This is a genomic window from Streptomyces sp. TM32 (assembly GCF_004122755.1).
GTDB classification, from domain to species: Bacteria; Actinomycetota; Actinomycetes; order Streptomycetales; family Streptomycetaceae; genus Streptomyces; species Streptomyces sioyaensis.
The window spans coordinates 19374-39003 of record NZ_SDIG01000021.1 but is presented as its reverse complement, the minus strand read 5'-3'; the positions used below and the strand labels follow the sequence as shown (position 1 = coordinate 39003).

At 72.0% G+C, this 19630-nt stretch carries 14 protein-coding genes and 1 riboswitch; of the genes, 7 read left to right on the top strand and 7 right to left on the bottom strand.

Going from position 1 to position 19630, the window contains the following annotated elements:
- The first annotated feature begins 25 nt into the window (after window positions 1-25).
- The 4 genes from EST92_RS07840 to def all read left to right on the top strand — a co-directional run bounded on the left by EST92_RS07840 (window position 26) and on the right by def (window position 4992).
- Complete coding sequence (locus EST92_RS07840; protein WP_129280207.1) at window positions 26-1495, top strand: HD-GYP domain-containing protein; 1470 nt, start codon at window positions 26-28, stop codon at window positions 1493-1495.
- Window positions 1496-1677: 182 nt separating this feature from the next.
- The gene (locus EST92_RS07835) at window positions 1678-2853 is read left to right on the top strand and encodes an HD domain-containing protein (RefSeq protein WP_129280229.1); all 1176 of its coding nucleotides are present in this window, start codon (window positions 1678-1680) and stop codon (window positions 2851-2853) included.
- A gap of 427 nt (window positions 2854-3280) precedes the next feature.
- On the top strand, window positions 3281-4279 hold the full coding sequence (locus tag EST92_RS07830; RefSeq protein ID WP_129244538.1) for a hypothetical protein: 999 nt from the start codon (window positions 3281-3283) through the stop codon (window positions 4277-4279).
- A gap of 68 nt (window positions 4280-4347) precedes the next feature.
- The gene (gene def / locus EST92_RS07825; protein WP_129280206.1) at window positions 4348-4992 is read left to right on the top strand and encodes a peptide deformylase; all 645 of its coding nucleotides are present in this window, start codon (window positions 4348-4350) and stop codon (window positions 4990-4992) included.
- Window positions 4993-5041: 49 nt separating this feature from the next.
- Here the strand turns inward: def and EST92_RS07820 are convergent, their stop codons facing one another.
- From EST92_RS07820 to EST92_RS07810, 3 genes are all read right to left on the bottom strand, one after another.
- The gene (locus EST92_RS07820) at window positions 5042-7024 is read right to left on the bottom strand and encodes a transglycosylase domain-containing protein (RefSeq protein ID WP_129280205.1); all 1983 of its coding nucleotides are present in this window, start codon (window positions 7022-7024) and stop codon (window positions 5042-5044) included.
- A 107-nt stretch (window positions 7025-7131) separates the two neighbouring features.
- On the bottom strand, window positions 7132-8193 hold the full coding sequence (locus tag EST92_RS07815) for a ribonucleotide-diphosphate reductase subunit beta (RefSeq protein ID WP_129280204.1): 1062 nt from the start codon (window positions 8191-8193) through the stop codon (window positions 7132-7134).
- Window positions 8193-10655, bottom strand: coding sequence for a ribonucleoside-diphosphate reductase subunit alpha (locus EST92_RS07810; protein WP_174243954.1), 2463 nt, complete (start codon window positions 10653-10655; stop codon window positions 8193-8195). The genes EST92_RS07815 and EST92_RS07810 overlap by 1 nt, the downstream gene beginning before the upstream one ends.
- A gap of 213 nt (window positions 10656-10868) precedes the next feature.
- Window positions 10869-10935: riboswitch (cobalamin riboswitch) on the bottom strand.
- A 159-nt stretch (window positions 10936-11094) separates the two neighbouring features.
- Here EST92_RS07810 and EST92_RS07805 point away from each other — a divergent pair.
- On the top strand, window positions 11095-11682 hold the full coding sequence (locus tag EST92_RS07805; protein ID WP_129280203.1) for a Uma2 family endonuclease: 588 nt from the start codon (window positions 11095-11097) through the stop codon (window positions 11680-11682).
- Between the two features lie 72 nt (window positions 11683-11754).
- On the opposite strand, the gene EST92_RS07800 is transcribed toward EST92_RS07805, so the two are convergent.
- From EST92_RS07800 to EST92_RS07790, 3 genes are all read right to left on the bottom strand, one after another.
- Complete coding sequence (locus EST92_RS07800; RefSeq protein WP_129280202.1) at window positions 11755-13443, bottom strand: sodium:solute symporter family protein; 1689 nt, start codon at window positions 13441-13443, stop codon at window positions 11755-11757.
- Complete coding sequence (locus EST92_RS07795) at window positions 13440-13700, bottom strand: DUF3311 domain-containing protein (protein WP_129280201.1); 261 nt, start codon at window positions 13698-13700, stop codon at window positions 13440-13442. The genes EST92_RS07800 and EST92_RS07795 overlap by 4 nt, the downstream gene beginning before the upstream one ends.
- Window positions 13701-13916: 216 nt before the next feature.
- Window positions 13917-14672 carry a GntR family transcriptional regulator gene (locus tag EST92_RS07790; RefSeq protein ID WP_129280227.1) on the bottom strand — a complete coding sequence of 252 codons (756 nt, stop codon included), beginning with the start codon at window positions 14670-14672 and terminating at the stop codon, window positions 13917-13919.
- 380 nt (window positions 14673-15052) lie between these two features.
- Between EST92_RS07790 and EST92_RS07785 the strand changes: the two genes are divergently transcribed.
- Complete coding sequence (locus EST92_RS07785; RefSeq protein ID WP_129280200.1) at window positions 15053-16603, top strand: glycoside hydrolase family 3 N-terminal domain-containing protein; 1551 nt, start codon at window positions 15053-15055, stop codon at window positions 16601-16603.
- Between the two features lie 58 nt (window positions 16604-16661).
- Here the strand turns inward: EST92_RS07785 and nagB are convergent, their stop codons facing one another.
- A complete protein-coding gene (nagB, locus tag EST92_RS07780; RefSeq protein WP_129280199.1) occupies window positions 16662-17444 on the bottom strand; it encodes a glucosamine-6-phosphate deaminase in 783 nt (260 codons plus the stop codon).
- Window positions 17445-18075: 631 nt separating this feature from the next.
- Between nagB and EST92_RS07775 the strand changes: the two genes are divergently transcribed.
- Window positions 18076-19548 (top strand): PAS domain-containing sensor histidine kinase, encoded by a 1473-nt coding sequence (locus EST92_RS07775; protein WP_129280226.1) that lies wholly within the window; start codon window positions 18076-18078, stop codon window positions 19546-19548.
- Window positions 19549-19630: the final 82 nt, after the last annotated feature.

Genomic DNA, 19630 nt, shown 5'->3' with positions numbered 1-19630 from the left:
AGCGGTGGGCGACGAGGAGGGCGCGATGCGGGGACTTCCGGCGGCCGCGCGAGGGTACATCGGCGGCACCGCACTGGCCGCGGCACTGTGTGTCGCCCCCGCGATACGGCTCGGCGCCGCCGCCCCTTGGAGCAGCACCCTGGCCCTGGCCCTGCTGTACGCCGGGTGTGAACAGGTGCGCCGCTGCCCGCCGGTGGGCGTCCGGGCGCCGTCCGGTACGGGTCCCGTCGAGGGGCCCGCGTGCTTTCCCGCCGGCTGGGCCAGCCCCGTCCTGCTCGCCGGCGTCTGTCTGCTGCCGCCGCCGCTGGCCGCGCTGACCGCCGTCCCCGGGGCGCTGACCGGACCGGCCGGGGCCCGCCCGGCCGGCGCCCGCAGGCTCTGGCACGCCGCCGAACTCGCGCCGGCGTGCTGGGCGGCCGCGCAGGTCTTCCGGATCACCGGCGGCCAGCATCCCTGGTCCGCCCCGCAGTTCCCCGTCCTGCTGCTGCCCGCCGCGGCCGCCGCGGCGACCTTCTGCGCGGTGCTGGCGGCGCTCGACGGCGGGGTGCTGATCGCCGCCGAGCGGCACCCCGTACGCACCGCCTGGCGCGGGCTGTTGACCCGCTCGCTGGGGCCGCATCTGGTGCACGGGCTGGCCGGGTTGATGATGGCGGTGCTGTGGCGCAGCTCGTACGGGCCGCCGGCGGCGTTGCTGGTGCTGCTGCCGATGTGCCTGTCCTGCTGGGTCTTTGCCCAGTACCACCGGGAACGCGCCGCCCATCAGGCCACCATCCGCGCCCTCGTGCAGGCCGTCGACATCAAGGACCGCTACACCCGCGGACACGGCGAACGGGTCGGACGCGCCTCGGTGATGATCGCCCGGGAGTTGGGCATGGCCGAGGACCGGGTGGAGGTGCTGCGGTTCGCCGGCATCCTGCACGACGTCGGCAAACTCGGCGTCCCCACCCGGCTGTTGCGCAAGGACGGCCCGCTGACGCCGCAGGAGCGCCGGGTCATCGAGCTGCATCCCGAGTACGGACACGAGATCGTCCGCGGCATCGGCTTCCTGGGGGAGGCCCGGGCGGCGATCCTGCACCACCACGAGCGGCTGGACGGCCGCGGCTACCCCTACGGGCTGAGGGGCCATCACATTCCGGAGTACGCCCGGGTGGTGGCGGTCGCCGACGCCTTCGACGCGATGACCTCGACCCGCTCCTACCGGCGGGCCCGGCCGGTGCAGGCGGCCGTCGAGGAGTTGCGCAAGTGCGCCGGGGCGCAGTTCGACCCGCGGATGGTCCGGGCGCTGGCGGCCTCGCTGGACCGCTACGGCTGGCACCCGGACCTGGTGACGGCGGCGGACACGGAGCCCGCCGCGGCGGCGGACGGCGGTGTGCCGCGGCAGGAGGCGGACACAGTCATCGCGGCGCGGGACGGGGAGCCGGACGGTGGCCCGGAGCGTTCGGCGGTGCGGCCCAGGCTGCGGCCCGAAGGGGCCGGACGGGACGGCACCCGGTGAGCGGCGCCCGGGGCGACCCCCGGCGCCCGTGGCCGGCCGCGCGCCGGACGGCGGACGGCCGCGCCGCCGGTGGCCCGCGCGCCGGGGCACCGGCCTGCGGCGCGCGCGCCGTCGTCGCCGCGGTCTACGCCCCGGCCGCCGCGCTGGCCGGCTGGTCGCTCGCCCGGACGCTGTGGGACGGAATGCGACAGCCCGGGATCGCGCTGGCCTTCGGGGTGCTGATCGCGGTGGGCGAGCTGGTGGGTCGGGGCCCCGCTCCCGCGGCGGGGCCCGGGCGGATGCCGGGGGAGCGGGAGGGCGCCCCGCTGGGTGCGGCCGGGGCCCTGGCCTACGCCCTGCTCGGCGCGGCCGGCGGCCGGCCCACCACCCACGGCGTCCCGCAGATCGTGGCCGTGGTCCTGGCGGCCGGCCTGATCGGACTCGTCCCTCAGCTCGCGCGCGGCCAGGGTCCCGCGCTCGACCATCTCGCCCGCCGGGTACTGACCATCGGCTTCGCCGCCACCTGCTTCCAGCCCCTCTACAACACCGGGACGCTGGACACCTGGGTGGCCTCCGGGCCGGTGTACCCCCTCTTCATGACCGCCCTGATGGCGCTGACCGCGCTGTGCGACGCGGTGCTGGCGGCCGCGCTCGCCCGGGCCCGCACCGGCTGGCCGTACGGGCCGCTGCTGCGCGACGAGTTGCGGGCGCTGCCCGGCATCGGCTCGGCGATCTGTGCCACCGGCGTGGTGATCGCGCTGGCCACCGCGGTCGCCGGGCTGTGGGCGCTGCCCGTCTTCTGTCTGCCGCTGCTGCTGACCCAGTTCGCCTTCCGCCGCTTCGCCGCGGTCCGCGCCACCTACGGCCAGACCATCGCCTCGCTGGCCCGCTGCACCGAGATCGCCGGCTACACCCCGCACGGCCACGCCCGCCGGGTCGCCGCGCTCAGCCGCGCCGTGGGCCGCGAACTGGGGCTGCACGGGCCGGACTTGGACGTGCTCGAATACGCCGCCCTGATGCACGACATCGGCCAGCTCTCGCTGCTGGACCCGGTGCCGGACGGGGCCACCGCGCCGCTGCCGCCCGCCCAGCAGCGCCGGATCGCGCTGCTGGGCGGTGCCGTTGTCCGGCAGACCGGGGCCCCCGCGGAGGTCGCGATGATCGTCGAGCGGCAGGCCGATCCGTACCGGGACCAGCCGGTCACGGCGCGTATCGTCCGCACCGTCAACGCCTACGACGACCTGTCGGGCGGCTCCGCGGGCCCGGGCGGCCCGCTGCGCGCGCTGGAGCGGCTGCGGCTGGCCACCGCGCAGGACCACGAACCACGGGTCGTCGAGGCGCTGGCCCGGGTGCTGTCGTGCGGCGGCCGCGCGGTGTGAGATGGCCGACTGTGGCGCACGGCGCGGGACGGCCGACGCCCGCTCCGCCGCCCGCGGAGCCCCGGCCTGCCGCGTCCCGCCCCGGCAGCCCCCGGCGGGCCGCACACCGCCCGCGGACGGCCTCCCGCGGGCCCCGGAGGCCGCCCTGCCGCCCCGTCCCCGCCGTTGGGCCCGCGCCGTGCGCCCGAGGTGCGGGAACCCATGGGTAATGAGCGGCCGCCGAGATGGGCATGGTTGGATGCGAAGGAAGCCCCTTCCAGGGGATTCAGGGGGGCGGCGAAGGGCAAGGAGCCGCAGGGGAGCGGCAAACCGGGCTGAGCCCGGCGGCAATCTGTGGCAGGTTGTCGAGTAGGCCCCTCGGAAGGCCCCGGGCGCCGCCCGGGGAGACCTCCTCGGCGGCATCAAGAGCAACCAGCAGGCGGGAATCGTGAGGATCTTCGGCAAGGTACGGCACCGGCCCTCCGCCTCGTGGCGTCAGGCGACCGACCGCGCTTTCACGCTGATCGGCGACGGCCGTTACGAGGACGCGGGGGCGCTGCTGACCCGTGCCGCGGACATGGAGCCGTGGCTTTCGGAGTCCTGGTTCAACCTCGCCCTGCTGCACAAGTTCCGGCACGACTGGGAGCAGGCCAGGGCCGCCGGTCTGCGTGCGGTGGCGCTGCTGGACCGCGAGGCGGGGGCGCCCGACTGGTGGAACGTCGGCATCGCCGCCACCGCCCTGCAGGACTGGCCGCTGGCCCGCCGCGCCTGGCAGGCGTACGGCCTGAAGGTCCCCGGTGAGGGCTCCCCGTCCGGTGAACCGCTCGGTATGGCGCTGGGCAGCGCCGCCGTCCGGCTCTCCCCGGAGGGCGAGGCGGAGGTCGTCTGGGGCCGCCGGCTGGACCCGGCGCGGATCGAGGTGCTGTCGATCCCGCTGCCGTCCTCCGGGCGGCGCTGGGGCGAGGTGGTGCTGCACGACGGCGTCCCGCACGGCGAGCGGACGATCCTCAGCGCCGACGGCGCCACCAGGGCCTATCCGGTCTTCGACGAGATCGAGCTGTGGGCGCCCTCCCCGGTCCCCACCTGGGTGGTGCTCCTGGAGGCCGCGTCGGAGGCCGACCGGGACGCCCTGGAGCGGCTGGCGGCCGACGCGGGCTTCGCCGCAGAGGACTGGTCGTCCTCGGTGCGCCTGCTGTGCCGTACGTGCTCGGAGAGCCGGATGCCCAGCGACGAGGGCGACGGCGAGCACCTGGACCCGCACGACCACAGCGAGCCCGGCCACCCCGGGCCGCTCGGGCACCGCACCGCGGGCTCGGGCTCGCTCTGGGTGCCGGAGCGCGAATGCGGCATCGCGGCGCCGTCCGCCCTGGTGCGCGGCCTGCTGGACGGCTGGGTCGCGGACAGCCCGGACACCCGGGAATGGCGGGATCTTGAAGAGGTCTGCTGAGCGCCCGCCGGCGTCCCCGTAGGCTGTAGGGCGACTAACCAGGGTTTTCAGGAAGGCGTACGGCGGAGATGGCCCAGCAGCCTGTGTTTGATCAAGAGGGTGACCAGCGCGTGGATGAGGCGTTCGTCGACGACGTCACCGACGCCGGGGAGCGGGAGGAAGCCCACCGTGCGCGGGGTACCTCGCGGCCGATCACGGTGGTCGGCAACCCGGTGCTCCACAAGGAGTGCAAGGACGTCACGGTGTTCGACGAGGAGCTCGGCCGGCTCATCGACGACATGTTCGCCAGCCAGCGCACCGCCGAGGGCGTGGGCCTGGCCGCGAACCAGATCGGTGTGGACCTGAAGGTCTTCGTCTACGACTGCCTGGACGACGAGGGCGTCCGGCACGTCGGTGCGGTCTGCAACCCCGTCCTGGAGGAGCTGCCGGCCGAGCGCCGCATCCTGGACGACTCCAACGAGGGCTGTCTGTCCGTGCCCGGCGCCTACGCCGAGCTGGCCCGCCCCGATTACGCCGTGGTCCGCGGCCAGAACGCCAAGGGCGAACCGATCGCGATCGAGGGCACCGGCTACTTCGCGCGCTGTCTGCAGCACGAGACCGACCACCTCCACGGCTACCTCTACATCGACCGGCTGAGCAAGCGGGAGCGCAAGGAAGCGCTGAAGCAGATGGCCGAGCGGGAGCCCCGCTACCCCGTCGTCGCCAACGACTGACGACGTGGGCGCGCGGGCGCCCGGCCGGTGGGCCGGGCGCCCTTCGCCGTCACGGTGCCTGCTGGTAGGCGCTCCAGACCTTGGGCGGGACGGTCGTCCCCAGCCCGGTCTCCGCGCCGCCGACGTCCTGCATCGGCAGCAGATCGGGGGCGCCCGGTTTGTTGCGGAACATGGTGACGGCGGTGGTCGGCTCATTGCCGTCCCCGTCGCCGGGCAGCTTGCCGGGACGGAAACCGCCCCCGCTGCCGGGATCCGTACCGAGGTCCGGCACACCGGCCGGCGGGCTGCCGATGAACCACGCCGACTTCATCCGGTCGCCCGGCTCGGTGAGACCGGCCGCGACCGGCTGCTGTGCCGCCTTGCCGCCCTGTGCTTCCAGGGCCTGCCGGCCGCGTTCCTCCAAGGCGCCGGACACCTGCTGGGCGACCCCGGCGTCGAGCACCTGGTGCGACTCGGGGCGGCGCAGGCCGGGTACCGGGCGGCCCTCGTGGGTGAGCGCGGACACCGCATACGGGTCGGTGTGCAGCCCGCCGTTGGCGAAGGTGGTGTAGGCGCTCGCCATCCGGATCGCGCTGGGGGCCGAGGTGCCCAGCGGGAAGGTCTGTTCCAGGCGTGCCATGCTCTCCTTGCGCAGCCCCGAGGCCACCGCCAGATCCCGGATCCGCTCCAGCCCGATCTCCTTGCCGGCCTGCACGAACGGCGGGCTCTGGGCCTTCAGCAGGGCGCCGCGCAGGTCCCCGAACCGGGCCTTGCCGGCCGCCGCGCCGGACGGGTCGGCCCCCGGTGCCGCGGTCGCCGGGCCGTGCCACGCGGCGTCCGGCTCGTCGACCAGCTGCTGGAGCCCTGCCGCCAGCACGAACGGCTTGAAGGCGGACCCGACCGGGACCGCCGTGGTGTCCGCGTTGTTGCTGAAGTGCTTGGTGGCGTCCGCGCCGCCGTAGAGCGCGACGATCGCCCCGTCCTTGGGGCGTACCGAGGCGGCGCCGAATTCCACGAACCTGTCGGCCGTGCGCCGTTTCGGATCGATGCTGTCGCGGCGTACGTCGGTGACGGCCTTTTCCAGGCGGTGGGTGCGCTTTTTGTCGAACGTGGTATGGATGCGGTATCCGCCGCGTGCCAGGTCTTTGTCGGTCAGACCGGTGTCGGCCTTGATGAACTTGTTGGCGACATCGACGAGATAGCCGGTCTGACCGGCTTGGCTGGTGGGTTTCGACAGCGCGCGCGGCTCGGGGAAGGTGCGGTATTTCGCGCGCTCCCGCGCGCTCATCTTCCCGGTGTCGACCTGCCGGTCGAGTATCCACTTCCAGCGGGCCACGGCGCGCGCGTGATTGGCCTTGCTCAGCCCCGGGTCGTACTGCTCGGAGCCCTTCAGCAGGGCCGCCAGCAGCGCGCCCTGACTGGGGTTCAGCTTCGTGGCGTCGATGCCGTAATACGCATGGGCGGCCGCCTGGATGCCGTACGAACCGCGGCCGAACCAGCTGGTGTTCAGATAGCCGCGCAGTATTTCCCGCTTCGACTTCTGGTTGCTCACCTTCAGCGCGATGATGAATTCCTTCGCCTTACGGGTGACCGTTTGGTCCTGCGAGAGATAGGTGTTCTTCACGAACTGCTGGGTGATGGTGGAGCCGCCCTGGGTGTCCCCGCCCGACACCATGGTGACCAGGGCCCGGCCGATGCCCTTGAGCGAGATTCCGGGGTCGGTGTAGAAGGTGGCGTTCTCCGCCGAGATCACGGAATTCTCGACGGAGTCGGGAACCTTGTCGAGGGTGACGTTCTGCCGGTTGACGGCTCCCACGCTCACCATCTGGCTGCCGTCCGCCCAGTAATAGACGGTCGCCTCCTGGCCGGCGAGCGCGTTCTCACTCGGTATGTCGACCTTTGCGTACACGATTGCTAACAGCCCCGCCAGGCCGCCCACGCTGAGCGCGACGGCGCTCAGCCACTGTCTCCATGACGGCAGCCAACGGCGCAGACCTTCCCGTCCCTGACGCGGATAGTCGATGAACCGACGACGCCCCTTCGTGCCCTTCATGCCCGCTTAGATGTGGTAGCCACGCGTTCCGGTTGCCGAGGTAACAGAACGCTCACAAAAGGCGGGTGGCCGGAGCGAAGGGGCGTCGCGGTCCGTCTTCAGACCTTCTAGAAGTCGTCGTCGAAGGAGACCGAGCCCTCGACCGCGACCTGGTAGGCGGAGGCCCGGCGCTCGAAGAAGTTGGTCAGCTCCTGGACGTTCTGCAACTCCATGAAGGAGAACGGGTTCTCCGAGCCGTAGACCGGCGCGAAGCCCAGCCGCTGCAGGCGCTGGTCGGCGACGCACTGGAGGTACTCGCGCATCGACGCGGTGTTCATGCCCGGCAGGCCGTCACCGCACAGATCGCGCCCGAACTGGAGCTCCGCCTCGACGGCCTCCTGGAGCATCTCGGTGACCTGCTGCTCCAGCTTGTCGTCGAACAGGTCCGGCTCCTCCTGGCGGACGGTGTCCACCACCGAGAACGCGAACTCCATGTGCATGGACTCGTCGCGGAAGACCCAGTTGGTGCCGGTGGCCAGCCCGTGCAGCAGACCGCGCGAGCGGAACCAGTACACGTATGCAAAGGCGCCGTAGAAGAACAGCCCCTCGATGCAGGCCGCGAAGCAGATCAGATTCAGCAGGAAGCGGCGCCGGTCGGCCCGGGACTCCAGCCGGTCGATGCTCTCGACCGAGTCCATCCACTTGAAGCAGAACTCGGCCTTCTCCCGGATGGACGGGATGTTCTCCACCGCGGCGAAGGCGGCGGCGCGGTCGTCCGGGTCGGGGAGGTAGGTGTCCAGCAGCGTCAGATAGAACTGGACGTGCACCGCCTCCTCGAAGAGCTGACGGCTCAGGTACAGCCGCGCCTCGGGGGAGTTGATGTGCTTGTAGAGCGTCAGCACCAGGTTGTTGGCGACGATCGAGTCACCGGTCGCGAAGAACGCCACCAGCCGGCCGATCATGTGCTGCTCGCCCGGCGAGAGCTTGGCGAGATCGGCGACGTCGGAGTGGAGGTCGACCTCCTCCACGGTCCAGGTGTTCTTGATCGCGTCCCGGTAGCGGTCGTAGAACTCGGGGTACCGCATGGGCCGCAGGGTCAGCTCGAAGCCCGGGTCCAGGAGGTTCTTCTCGCCGGTGGTGGCGGTGTGCGCGGCCGCGGCGGTGGTCTGGTCGGGGGACGGGTGGGACATTACTGGCAGGCCTCGCAGGACTCGGGGTTTTCCAGGGAGCAGGCGACGGCCTCGGGGTCGGTGGCCTGCTGCGGTACGGGGGCGCTCGCGGCGGCGGTGCCGCGCGCGGACTGGGCGATCCGGGTCGCCGGCCGGGAGCGCAGGTAGTACGTCGTCTTGATGCCGCGCTTCCAGGCGTAGGCGTACATCGAGCTGAGCTTGCCGATGGTCGGCGACGCCATGAAGAGGTTCAGCGACTGGCTCTGGTCCAGGTACGGCGTACGGGCCGCGGCCATGTCGATCAGGGCGCGCTGCGGGATCTCCCAGGCGGTGCGGTACAGCGCCCGGACCTCCTCGGGGATCCACGCCACGTCCTGCACCGAGCCGTTGGCCTCGCGCAGCGCGTCACGGGTCCGGGCGTCCCACAGGCCCAGTGCCTTGAGCTCCTCGATCAGGTAGGCGTTGACCTGGAGGAACTCCCCGGACAGCGTTTCGCGCTTGAAGAGGTTGGAGACCTGCGGCTCGATGCACTCGTACACGCCCGCGATGGAGGCGATGGTCGCGGTCGGCGCGATCGCCAGCAGCAGGGAGTTGCGCATGCCGGTCAGGGCGATACGGCTGCGCAGCGCCGCCCAGCGGTCGGCCCAGCGCGGCTCGGCGTTCGGGTAGTGGTCCGGGTGCAGCACCCCGCGGGCGGTGCGGGTCGCGGACCAGGCCCGGTGCGGTCCGTGCCGTTCGGCGAGGTCGGCGGACGCCTCGTACGCGGCAAGCATGATCCGCTCGGAGATGCGGGTGGACAGCTCCTGCGCCTCGGGCGAGTCGAAGGGCAGCCGCAGCCGGAAGAAGACGTCCTGGAGGCCCATCAGGCCCAGACCCACCGGCCGCCAGCGGGAGTTGGAGGCGCCGGCCTGCTCGGTCGGGTAGAAGTTGATGTCCACGACGCGGTCGAGGAAGGTGACGGCGGTGCGGACCGTGGCGTCCAGCCGCTCCCAGTCCATCGCCTCCTCCCAGCCGCCGGCGTCGTTGCCGAGGTGCGCGGCGAGGTTCACCGACCCCAGGTTGCAGACCGCGGTCTCCCCGTCGTTCGTCACCTCCAGGATCTCCGTGCACAGGTTGGAGGAGTGCACGACCTGGCCGGGCTCGGCGGTCTGGTTGGCGGTGCGGTTGGCGGCGTCCTTGAACGTCATCCAGCCGTTGCCGGTCTGCGCCAGGGTGCGCATCATCCGGGAGTACAGCACCCGCGCCGGGACCTGCTTGACGGCCCGGCCCTCGGCCTCGGCCCGGCGGTAGGCGGCGTCGAACTCCTCGCCCCACAGGTCCACCAGCTCCGGGGCGTCCGCGGGGGAGAACAGCGACCAGTCGGCGTCCGCCTCGACCCGGCGCATGAACTCGTCCGGGATCCAGTGCGCGATGTTCAGGTTGTGGGTACGGCGGGCCTCCTCACCGGTGTTGTCGCGCAGCTCCAGGAACTCCTCCAGGTCCGCGTGCCAGGTCTCCAGGTAGACACAGGCGGCGCCCTTGCGCCGGCCGCCCTGGTTCACGGCCGCGACCGAGGCGTCCAGCGTGCGCAGGAACGGCACGATGCCGTTGGAGTGTCCGTTGGTGCCGCGGATCAGCGAACCGCGGGCACGGATGCGGGAGTACGACAGGCCGATGCCGCCGGCGTGCTTGGACAGCCGCGCGACCTGGTGGTAGCGGTCGTAGATCGAGTCCAGCTCGTCCAGCGGGGAGTCCAGCAGGTAGCAGGAGGACATCTGCGGGTGGCGGGTGCCGGAGTTGAAGAGGGTGGGGGAGGACGGCAGGTAGGACAGCGAGCTGGTGAGGCGGTAGAGCTCGGCGACGTCGTCCAGCGCGCGCTCGCGGCCCTCGTCGGAATCAGCGCGCTCCGCGAGGCCGCAGGCCACCCGCAGCAGGAAGTGCTGGGGGGTCTCGATGACCTGACGGGTGGTGGGGTGGCGCAGCAGATAGCGCGAGTGCAGGGTGCGCAGCCCGAAGTAGCCGAAGCGTTCGTCGGCGCCGTCGGCCAGGGCCCCCTCGACCAGCGCGTCCAGCCGGGCCGCGTGGGTCCGTACGAACTCCGCGGTCTCGTCGGCGATCAGGCCCTCGCGGTGGCCGGTCTCGACCGAGGCGGAGAACGAGACGGCGCCCTGGCCGGCGGCCTCCTCGGCGATGGCGAGGGTGAGCAGCCGCGCGGCGAGCTTGGAGTACTGCGGCTCGTCACCGATCAGACCGGCCGCGGCATCGGTGGCCAGCGACCGCAGTTCGGCCGCGCCGGCGCCCTCGTACCGGCCGCGCAGGGCGGCGGCGGCCACCTTGCCGGGGTCGGTCGCGGTCAGGTCCTCGGTCAGTTCGGTCAGGGTCCGCAGCAGGGCGACGCCCGGGCCGTCCTCGCCCGGGCCGCCGTCGGCACCGCCGGCAGGCGTGGCCACCGCAGGCGGCACGACCTCGGCGTCCGACGCGGGCTCCGTTGGCGCGATGGTCACGTGATGCTCTCCCTCACTCGGCGGGGGCCGGGAGAGCCGGACGCGACGGGCGCACGCGGGCATGCGGCACCCCGACACGGTCAGGAGTGCGCGGGCTCACCACGCGGCGTCCACCGGCCCAGCCCTCGGGGCCCGGACGTATTGACGTCCACACCCATGGCGGTGCGGTCGTACCGTCGGCAGGTCCTCGGACTCCGGGCGCGCGTCGGGGCCGGTTTCCGGCCGGGGAAGCGCGCCGTGACACCGTTGCGGGACAGTTCCGGATTCGCACCGGATTCCCCTGCGGCGACAGCGAGGACGAGCATACATGTGGTGGTGGCCCGTCAGGCGCACCCCCATATCTAGTGTGTCGTGAGTGATCACACAGTGTCTGTCAGTGGCCTCGGCTATGGTCGGTGGCAGTTCTCTGTTCCGTCCCGTGGAGTAAGGAGCAGGCCTCATGACCGCGCTCGCCGACCGGCCGCACATCATGGAGACCGAGCATTTCGAAGAGGCCGCCCGGATACTCGCCCGCCTGGAAGAAGGCGCGCGGTGGGAACTCATCGACGGGAAGGTCAAGAGCAAGCCCATGCCGGACGGGGATCACGGACGCATCATCGAGTGGCTGACGCGCCTCTGCATTCAGTCCCGCCCCGAGCTGTGGCTCTATCCGGACCAGGGGCTCCAAGTGGAGGAGTGCCGCAGCGGCAGGGCCCGGCCGGACGGGGTGCTCTCCGTCAGTGGCGCTTTTGTCGGCGAGGGGGAATGGGTGGCCCCTGAACCGGTGTTGATGGCCGTCGAGGTCACCTCCGCCGACTCCGACACACACCAGCGCGACCGTGTGGAGAAGCCCCGTGCGTACGCGGGAGCCGGTATCCCGCTCTATCTGCTCATCGACCGGCAGGAATGCCAGGTGTCGCTGTACAGCGACCCCGATGGCACCCGCTACGAAGACGTCCGCACCGTTCCGTACGGCAAGTCGCTCCACCTCCCCGACCCCGTCGGCATCACCCTCGAAACCGAGCAGCTGAAGGACTGGGTGAACTGACCCGCGCACGGCAGTGGGCCGCCGCTTCCTCGAAGGGACGCGACGGCCCGGTGCCGAAGGACGGCCGGTGGCTCAGTGGCCGGCCGGTGCTCCCGCCGTGGCGGGCGGCAGTTCGACGACGACGCCCTCGTCGCCGGCGTCCGCCGTGTAGTCCGCGGGGCTGGTCTCGTCGGTGCCCTCGGGAGCGTTGACGGCCTTCAGGACGACGGTCAACACGACCGACACCACGACGTTCAGGACGAAGGCGGTCAGGCCGATGTAGCCGATCTCACCGATGCCGGGGATCTCCTTGCTGGAGCCGCCGAAGTGCGCCTGGGTCGGGCTGGCCACGCCGTACGCCGCGAGCGTGCCGTAGAGCATGCCGACCGCCCAGCCGGCCAGCAGCGCCCAGCGGTGGAACCAGCGGGTGAACAGGCCGCCGACCAGCGACGGCATGGTCTGCAGGATCCAGATCCCGCCCAGCAGCTGGAAGTTGATCGCGACGGTCTTGTCCATGGTGAGGACGAAGACCAGCGCGCCGACCTTCACCAGCAGCGAGACGAGCTTGGCGACCTTGTGCTCCTGCGCGGGCGTGGCGTCAGGTTTCAGGAAGTCCTTGTAGACGTTGCGGGTGAAGAGGTTGGCCGCGGCGATCGACATGATGGCCGCGGGCACCAGTGCCCCGATGCCGATCGCGGCGAACGCGACGCCGGTGAACCAGCTCGGGAACATGTCCTCGAAGAGCTGCGGGATGGCCAGCTGCGGGTTGCCCTGGATGTCCGTGCCGGCCTTGATCGCCATGAAGCCCAGCAGCGCCAGCAGCCCCAGCATCAGGGAGTACAGCGGCAGGATGGTGGTGTTGCGGCGGATCACATTGCGGCTGCGCGAGGACAGCGTCGCGGTGATCGAGTGCGGGTACATGAAGAGCGCCAGCGCCGAGCCGAGCGCCAGAGTGGCATACGCCCACTGGGCGTTGGGCCCGCTGGTCAGCTCGCCGCGCGGTTTGCCGGGCACGGGTCCCGGCTGGGCCAGCGCCTTGCCGGCCGAGTGGAAGACCGCGTCGAAGCCGCCCAGCTTGATCGGGATGTAGATGATCGCCACGCCGATGACGAGATAGATCAGCCCGTCCTTGACGAACGCGATCAGCGCCGGCGCCCGCAGCCCCGAGGAGTAGGTGTACGCGGCCAGGACGGCGAACGCGATCAGCAGCGGCAGGTCCTTGACGAACCAGTTGGTGTGCTCGCCGCCGCCGATGCCCAGGACGTCCAGGACGGCCTGGATGCCGACCAGTTGCAGCGCGATGTACGGCATCGTGGCGAGGATGCCGGTGAGCGCCACGGCCAGCGACAGGCCCTTGGAGCCGAAGCGGCCGCGCACGAAGTCCGAGGTGGTGACGTAGCCGTGCTTGTGCGAGACCGACCACAGGCGCGGGAGGAAGGTGAAGATGAGGGGGTAGACCAGGATCGTGTACGGCACGGCGAAGAAGCCGGCCGCCCCCGCCGCGTAGATCGCCGCCGGAACGGCCACGAAGGTGTACGCGGTGTAGAGGTCGCCGCCCAGTAGGAACCACGTCACCCAGGTGCCGAAGCTACGGCCGCCCAGCCCCCATTCGTCGAGGTTGGCGGACTCCTCGGCCTTGCGCCAGCGGGCGGCCAGGAACCCCATGACCGTCACGGCGAGGAAGAAGAAGATGAAGACGGCGAGCGCCACGCCGTTGACGCCCTTGGTCGCGGAGACGGCCAGCACGGCCGAGGCCTCCGGTGCGGTCGTGGTCAGGCTCATTGCGCCCCACCGCCCTTGCGCGCCCGCTGCTCACGCTGCACGAGCTTGTACGCGATCATGGTGAGCACGGTCGAGATCAGCACCCACGCCATCTGGTACCAGTAGAAGAACGGGATCCCGATGAGCGTCGGCTCGATCCTGGCGTACGAGCTCACCCACAGCATGGCGACGAACGGAGCGATCAGGCAGAGCCCGGCGATCACCCGTGTGGGCGTGACCACCTGTCTGCGATCCGGCGTTGCAGCTGACTGTGTCATGACCGTTGCTCCGTCCCCTCGCGGTGTCCTGCGTAATCGGCTGGAAATCTATGGCAGCGACGTGGCGCGCGTCACCACCCATCCGCATATCGGTATGAAGACTCCACCTTGCGGCAGGCCGCGGGGGTTGCGGTGGCCGGGCCGGATCCGGGCAGCGGTGGTCGCGGCCCGGCGGGGCCGGGCGACGGTGCCCGGCCCCGCCCCGGGGCCGGCGGATCAGTCCGTGGGGCGGCGCAGCCTGGCGACGAACTTGTAGCGGTCGCCGCGGTAGACCGAACGCACCCACTCCACCGGTTGCCCCTGCGCGTCGAGGGAGTGCCGGGAGAGCATCAGCATCGGCAGCCCGACGTCCGTGCCCAGCAGACCGGCCTCGCGCGGGGTGGCCAGGGAGGTCTCGATGGTCTCCTCGGCCTCGGCCAGCCGGACGTCGTAGACCTCGGCCAGCGCGGTGTAGAGGGAGGTGTACTTGACGAGGTTCCGGCGCAGCGCGGGGAAGCGCTTCGCCGACAGATGGGTGGTCTCGATGGCCATCGGCTCCCCGCTGGCCAGCCGCAGCCGCTCGATGCGCAGGACCCGCCCGCCGGTGGCGATGTCCAGCAGCCCGGCGAGCCGGTCGTCGGCGGTGACATAGCCGATGTCCAGCAGCTGGGAGGTCGGCTCCAGGCCCTGGGCCCGCATGTCCTCCGTGTAGGAGGTCAGTTGCAGCGCCTGGGAGACCTTGGGCTTGGCGACGAAGGTGCCCTTGCCCTGGATGCGCTCCAGCCGGCCCTCGACGACCAGCTCCTGCAAGGCCTGCCGCACCGTGGTGCGCGAGGTGTCGAACTCCGTGGCGAGCGTGCGCTCGGGTGGGACCGGGGTGCCGGGCGGCAGGGTCTCGGTGATCTCCAGCAAGTGCCGCTTGAGCCGGTAGTACTTGGGCACCCGCGCGGTCCGTGCGCCGCTCTCGGCAGTGCTGCCCCCGTCCGTCTCCATGACCCGCCTCTCCGACTCCTGTCGTGCTGCCGTCACCGGCTCCTCCGTACGTAGCGGCTCACATCGTGGCACGAGAGCATTCCCCGTGCGCTGTTGCAGGTCCCGGCCCCCCCGGATGTCGGTCAGGCAACGGACCTGGCAGCGACCCTTATACACCTCTTGACACCCCAAAAGGTCTAGGCCAAGCTGCGGGCGCTGGTCTAAACCATTAAAGACCACGCCCGGCCTTGGGGGAGCGCGCCGTGAAGCGTGGGCGCAGCGGCGACAATCCAGGAGACCGGGACGACCGCACCCAGGGCGGCCCGCCCGGGAGACCCGTTCCGGCAACACAAGGCGGTCGGCGGTCCCACCTCCGGCGCAGTGAAGGGATGACGCAGCCCATGGCCCCTCTCGTCCGCGCGGTACCCACCGACACCCTCACCCGCGACGCACTCACCGTCCTCCAGCCGGGCTTCACCGGCACCACCGCCCCCGACTGGCTGCTGCGCCGGATCGGCGAGGGCCTGACCTCGGTCGGCCTCTTCGGCCGCAATGTCGCCGACCCCGCGCAACTCACCGCGCTCACCGCCCGGTTGCGCGCCGAACGCGCGGACCTCCTCATCGCCGTCGACGAGGAGGGCGGCGACGTCACCCGCCTCGAAGTGCGCGGTGGCTCCTCCTTCCCCGGCAACCATGCGCTCGGCGCGGTCGACGACACCGCCCTGACCCGCGACGTCGCCCGGGAGCTCGGGCGGCGGCTGGCCGAGTGCGGCATCACCCTCAACTGGGCGCCCTGCGCCGACGTCAACTCCGACCCCGACAACCCGGTCATCGGCGTTCGCTCGTTCGGCGACGATCCGCAGCTGGTCGCCCGGCACACCGCCGCCTATGTCGAGGGGCTGCAGTCCGCCGGCGTCGCCGCCTGCACCAAGCACTTCCCCGGGCACGGGGACACCGCCGTCGACTCCCACCACGACCTGCCGCGGATCACCGCCGGGCTGACCACCCTCCAGGAACGCGAGCTGGTGCCGTTCCGCGCCGCTGTCGCCGCCGGCACCCGCGCCGTGATGAGCGCACACATCCTGCTGCCCGCGCTGGACGCCGACCGCCCCGCCACCCTCAGCCCGGCCGCGCTGGGCGGTCTGCTGCGCGCCCCCGTCGACCGCGGCGGTCTCGGCTTCGACGGGCTGATCATCACCGACGGGATGGAGATGCGGGCCGTCTCCGCCGCGTACGGCCTCGAACGGGGCAGCGTGCTGGCCGTCGCGGCCGGTGCGGACGCCCTCTGTGTGGGCGGCGGACTGGCGGACGAGGACACCGTGCTGCGGCTGCGCGATGCCCTGGTGCGGGCGGTGCGCGCGGGGGAGCTGCCCGAAGCGCGGCTCGCGGACGCCGCGGCACGGGTACGCGCCCTGGCGCGCTGGACCCGGGGCACGGACGCGGGGGAGGGGAGCGCGCCCGCCCCCGGGATCGGCCTCACCGCGGCCCGGCGGGCCCTGCGCCGCACCGCCGACGGCCCGTTCGCCCCCCTGACCACGCCCGCCTGCGTCGCGGCCTTCACCCCGCTGGCCAACATCGCCGTGGGCGACGAGACCCCCTGGGGCGTCGCCGCCGAACTGGCCCGGTTGCTCCCCGGCACCGGGACGGTCACCTGCACCGCACAGTCCGCGGCCGCGGCCGGCATCCCCGCGCTGGTCGACGGCCTGCTCACGGCGGCCGCCGGGCGACGTCTGGTCGCCGTGGTCCGCGACGTCCACCGCCACCCCTGGATGGCCGAGGCGCTCGACGCCCTCCTCGCCGCCCGCCCCGACACCGCGGTCGTCGACATGGGTGTCCCGCAGTCCCCGCCGCGGGGCGCTCTGCACCTCGCCACCCACGGCGCCGCCCGGGTCTGCGGCCGGGCCGCCGCCGAGGTCCTCACCGGGCGGCCGGTCCCGGCGGACGGGGACTGACCACCGGGCCCGGTACCTACGGGCTCGGGACCTTCCGGACCCGGGAGCTCCGGACCTCTCAGAGGCCCTGCCAGTGCGGCTTCGCGGCGTAGGTGGCGCGGAAATAGTCCGCGAGCTTCAACCGCGACGCGGCGGCCTCGTCCACGACGACCGTCGCATGCGGGTGCAGCTGCAGCGCCGAGGCCGGGACCAGCGCGGTGAGCGGCCCCTCGACGGCCCGGGCCACGGCGTCGGCCTTGCCCGCGCCGGTGGCGAGCAGCACCAGATGGCGGGCCTCCAGGATGGTGCCGATGCCCTGGGTGATGACGTGGTGCGGCACCTCGTCGAGGCTGTCGAAGAACCGGGCGTTGTCCTTGCGGGTCTGCTGGGTCAGTGTCTTGATCCGGGTACGCGAAGCGAGCGACGAGCAGGGCTCGTTGAAGCCGATGTGCCCGTCGGTGCCGATGCCCAGCAGCTGAAGATCCACCCCGCCGGCCTCGCGCAGCGCACGGTCGTACGCCTCGCAGGCGGCCTGGACGTCCTCGGCCGCGCCGTCGGGCCCCATGAAGGAGTCCGCGCCGAGGCCGAGCGGCTCGACCACCTCGCGCAGGACCACCGAACGGTAGGACTCGGGATGCCCGGCCGGCAGGCCCACGTATTCGTCGAGCTGGCAGATGCGCGCCCGTGCGGCGTCCACCGACCCGGCCCGGACCTGGGCCGCGAGTGCCTGGTAGATGGGCAGTGGGGTGGAGCCGGTGGCCACACCGAGCAGCGCGTCGGGCTTACGGCGCAGCAGGGCCGCGAGAGCCTCCGCGATCAGCTCGCCACCCGCCATGGCGTCCGGAACGATGACAACTTCCACGCTTGGCCTGCCGTTCTGGAGAGTCTCATGTGGTATAGACCAATCTAGCAGAGCGCGGCCCCCGGAACCCGGTGGCGCTGCCGAACGGACGGCTGCGATATCCGGGGGAACGGGGGCTTCCGGAGGCGCCGAGGCGCGCCGGGGTGGCGCGGGGCCGGACGGCGGCGCGCCGGCGAACTCGCGGACGCGAGCGGTGGGGTGGAGAGGTGGATCGCCCTCGCGGGGCGGGCGGGGCGCTCGGCCCCGGCCCATCGGCCCGGCGGCAGTGGCCGGAGGTGCACGGCACAGGCCCGCGGCCGGTGCACGGGCCCCGGAAACACCCGCGGGCCGCGGCGCCGGGACAGGACCCTCAACCTGTCCGGCACCGCAGCCCGGAGCTGACATCGGCCGGTCCCGCCCTACGGGCGGAAGGCACCCCCGTGTGCGGTGGGGGCACGGTCCCGTCCTGGGACCGGTCGATCGGAGGCCTCGGCGCAGTCAGGGCAGAGAGCGCCTGCGGCCTCGTTCCGTTCTCCTGTGCGGGGAGAACGGAGGCCTTGCCGCATTCTGGAGTAGACCATTCTCACTTGTCCATGCCCCAGCAGACGCAGCGCCTACAGGGTACGCCGGTAGGCTCCAAGACGTGCCCTCCATGAACGATCTCGTACGCCAGCACACCGCTCTGAGCGACACCGACCTCGAGTGGCTCCATCTGCTGGTCTCGGAGTGGCAGCTGCTCTCCGACCTCTCCTTCGCCGATCTGGTGCTGTGGGTGCCGACTCTCGACGGCACCCGCTATGTCTCGGTGGCCCAGATGCGGCCCAATACGGGCCCCACCTCCTATCAGGACGACATGGTCGGCCATCTCGTTCCCCGCGGGCGGCGCCCGATGCTGGATTCCGCCCTGGACGAGGGCCGCATCGTGCGTGAGGGCGACCCGGAGTGGCGCGAGGAGGTGCCGGTACGCGTCGAGTCCATCCCGGTACGCCGCGAGGGCCGGGTGCTCGGGGTGATCGCCCGCAACACCAATCTGCTGACCGTACGTACCCCCAGCCGGCTGGAGCTCACCTATCTCCAGAGCGCCTCCGACCTCGCCCAGATGATCGCCGCCGGCACCTTCCCCTTCCCCGGCCAGCAGGTCGACATGGACGCCTCGCCGCGCGCCGGCGACGGACTGATCCGGCTCGACGCGGACGGTGTCGTCCAGTACGCCAGCCCCAACGCCCTCTCCGCCTACCACCGGCTCGGTCTCGCCGCCGACCTGGTGGGCCATCACCTGGGCCGGGCCACCGCCGAACTCGCCCCCGCCCGCGGCCCGGTGGACGAGGCACTGGTCCGGCTCGCCAGCGGCTGGGCCCCCCGGGAATTCGAGGTCGAGGGAAATGAGGGCGTCATTCAATTGCGCGCCATTCCGCTCAAACCGAAGGGGACGCACATCGGTTCCCTGGTTTTGCTGCGTGATGTGACCGAACTGAGACGTCGCGAGCGCGAGCTGATCACCAAGGACGCCACCATCCGGGAAATCCACCACCGGGTGAAGAACAATTTGCAGACGGTGGCCGCGCTGCTGCGCCTCCAGTCCCGCCGGATGGATTCCGCCCAGGGCCGCGACGCGCTCAACGAGGCCGTACGCAGGGTCGGTTCGATCGCGATCGTGCACGAGACGCTGTCCCAGACCCTCGATGAACGGGTCGAGTTCGACGAGATCGCCGACCGGGTGCTGGCCATGGTGGCGGAGATCTCCCCGGGCAAGGTGACCACCCGCCGCACCGGACGCTTCGGCATCCTGGACGCCGAGGTGGCCACCCCCCTGTCGATGGTGCTCACCGAGGTCCTGCAGAACGCCCTGGAGCACGCCTTCGGCCCGGCGGAGCACGGCACGGTCGAGGTCAGCGCGGTGCGCGGCGGCAGCCGTACGGAACCCCGGCTGCTGGTCACCGTCCAGGACGACGGCCGCGGCCTGCCGGAGAACTTCGATCCGCAGCGCGCCGGAAATCTGGGGCTGCAGATCGTACGGACCCTGGTGGAGGGGGAGTTGGGCGGCACGTTCGACATGGTGCCGGCCCCCGAACGCGGCACACAGGTCGTCCTCGACGTTCCCGTACGGGCAGACAAGCAGCACTGAGACCCGGGCTGCCGTCCCCGCCGCCGGTCCGTACCCGCCCCGGACAGCAGCAAGCCCCGGACCCATCCGGTCCGGGGCTCAA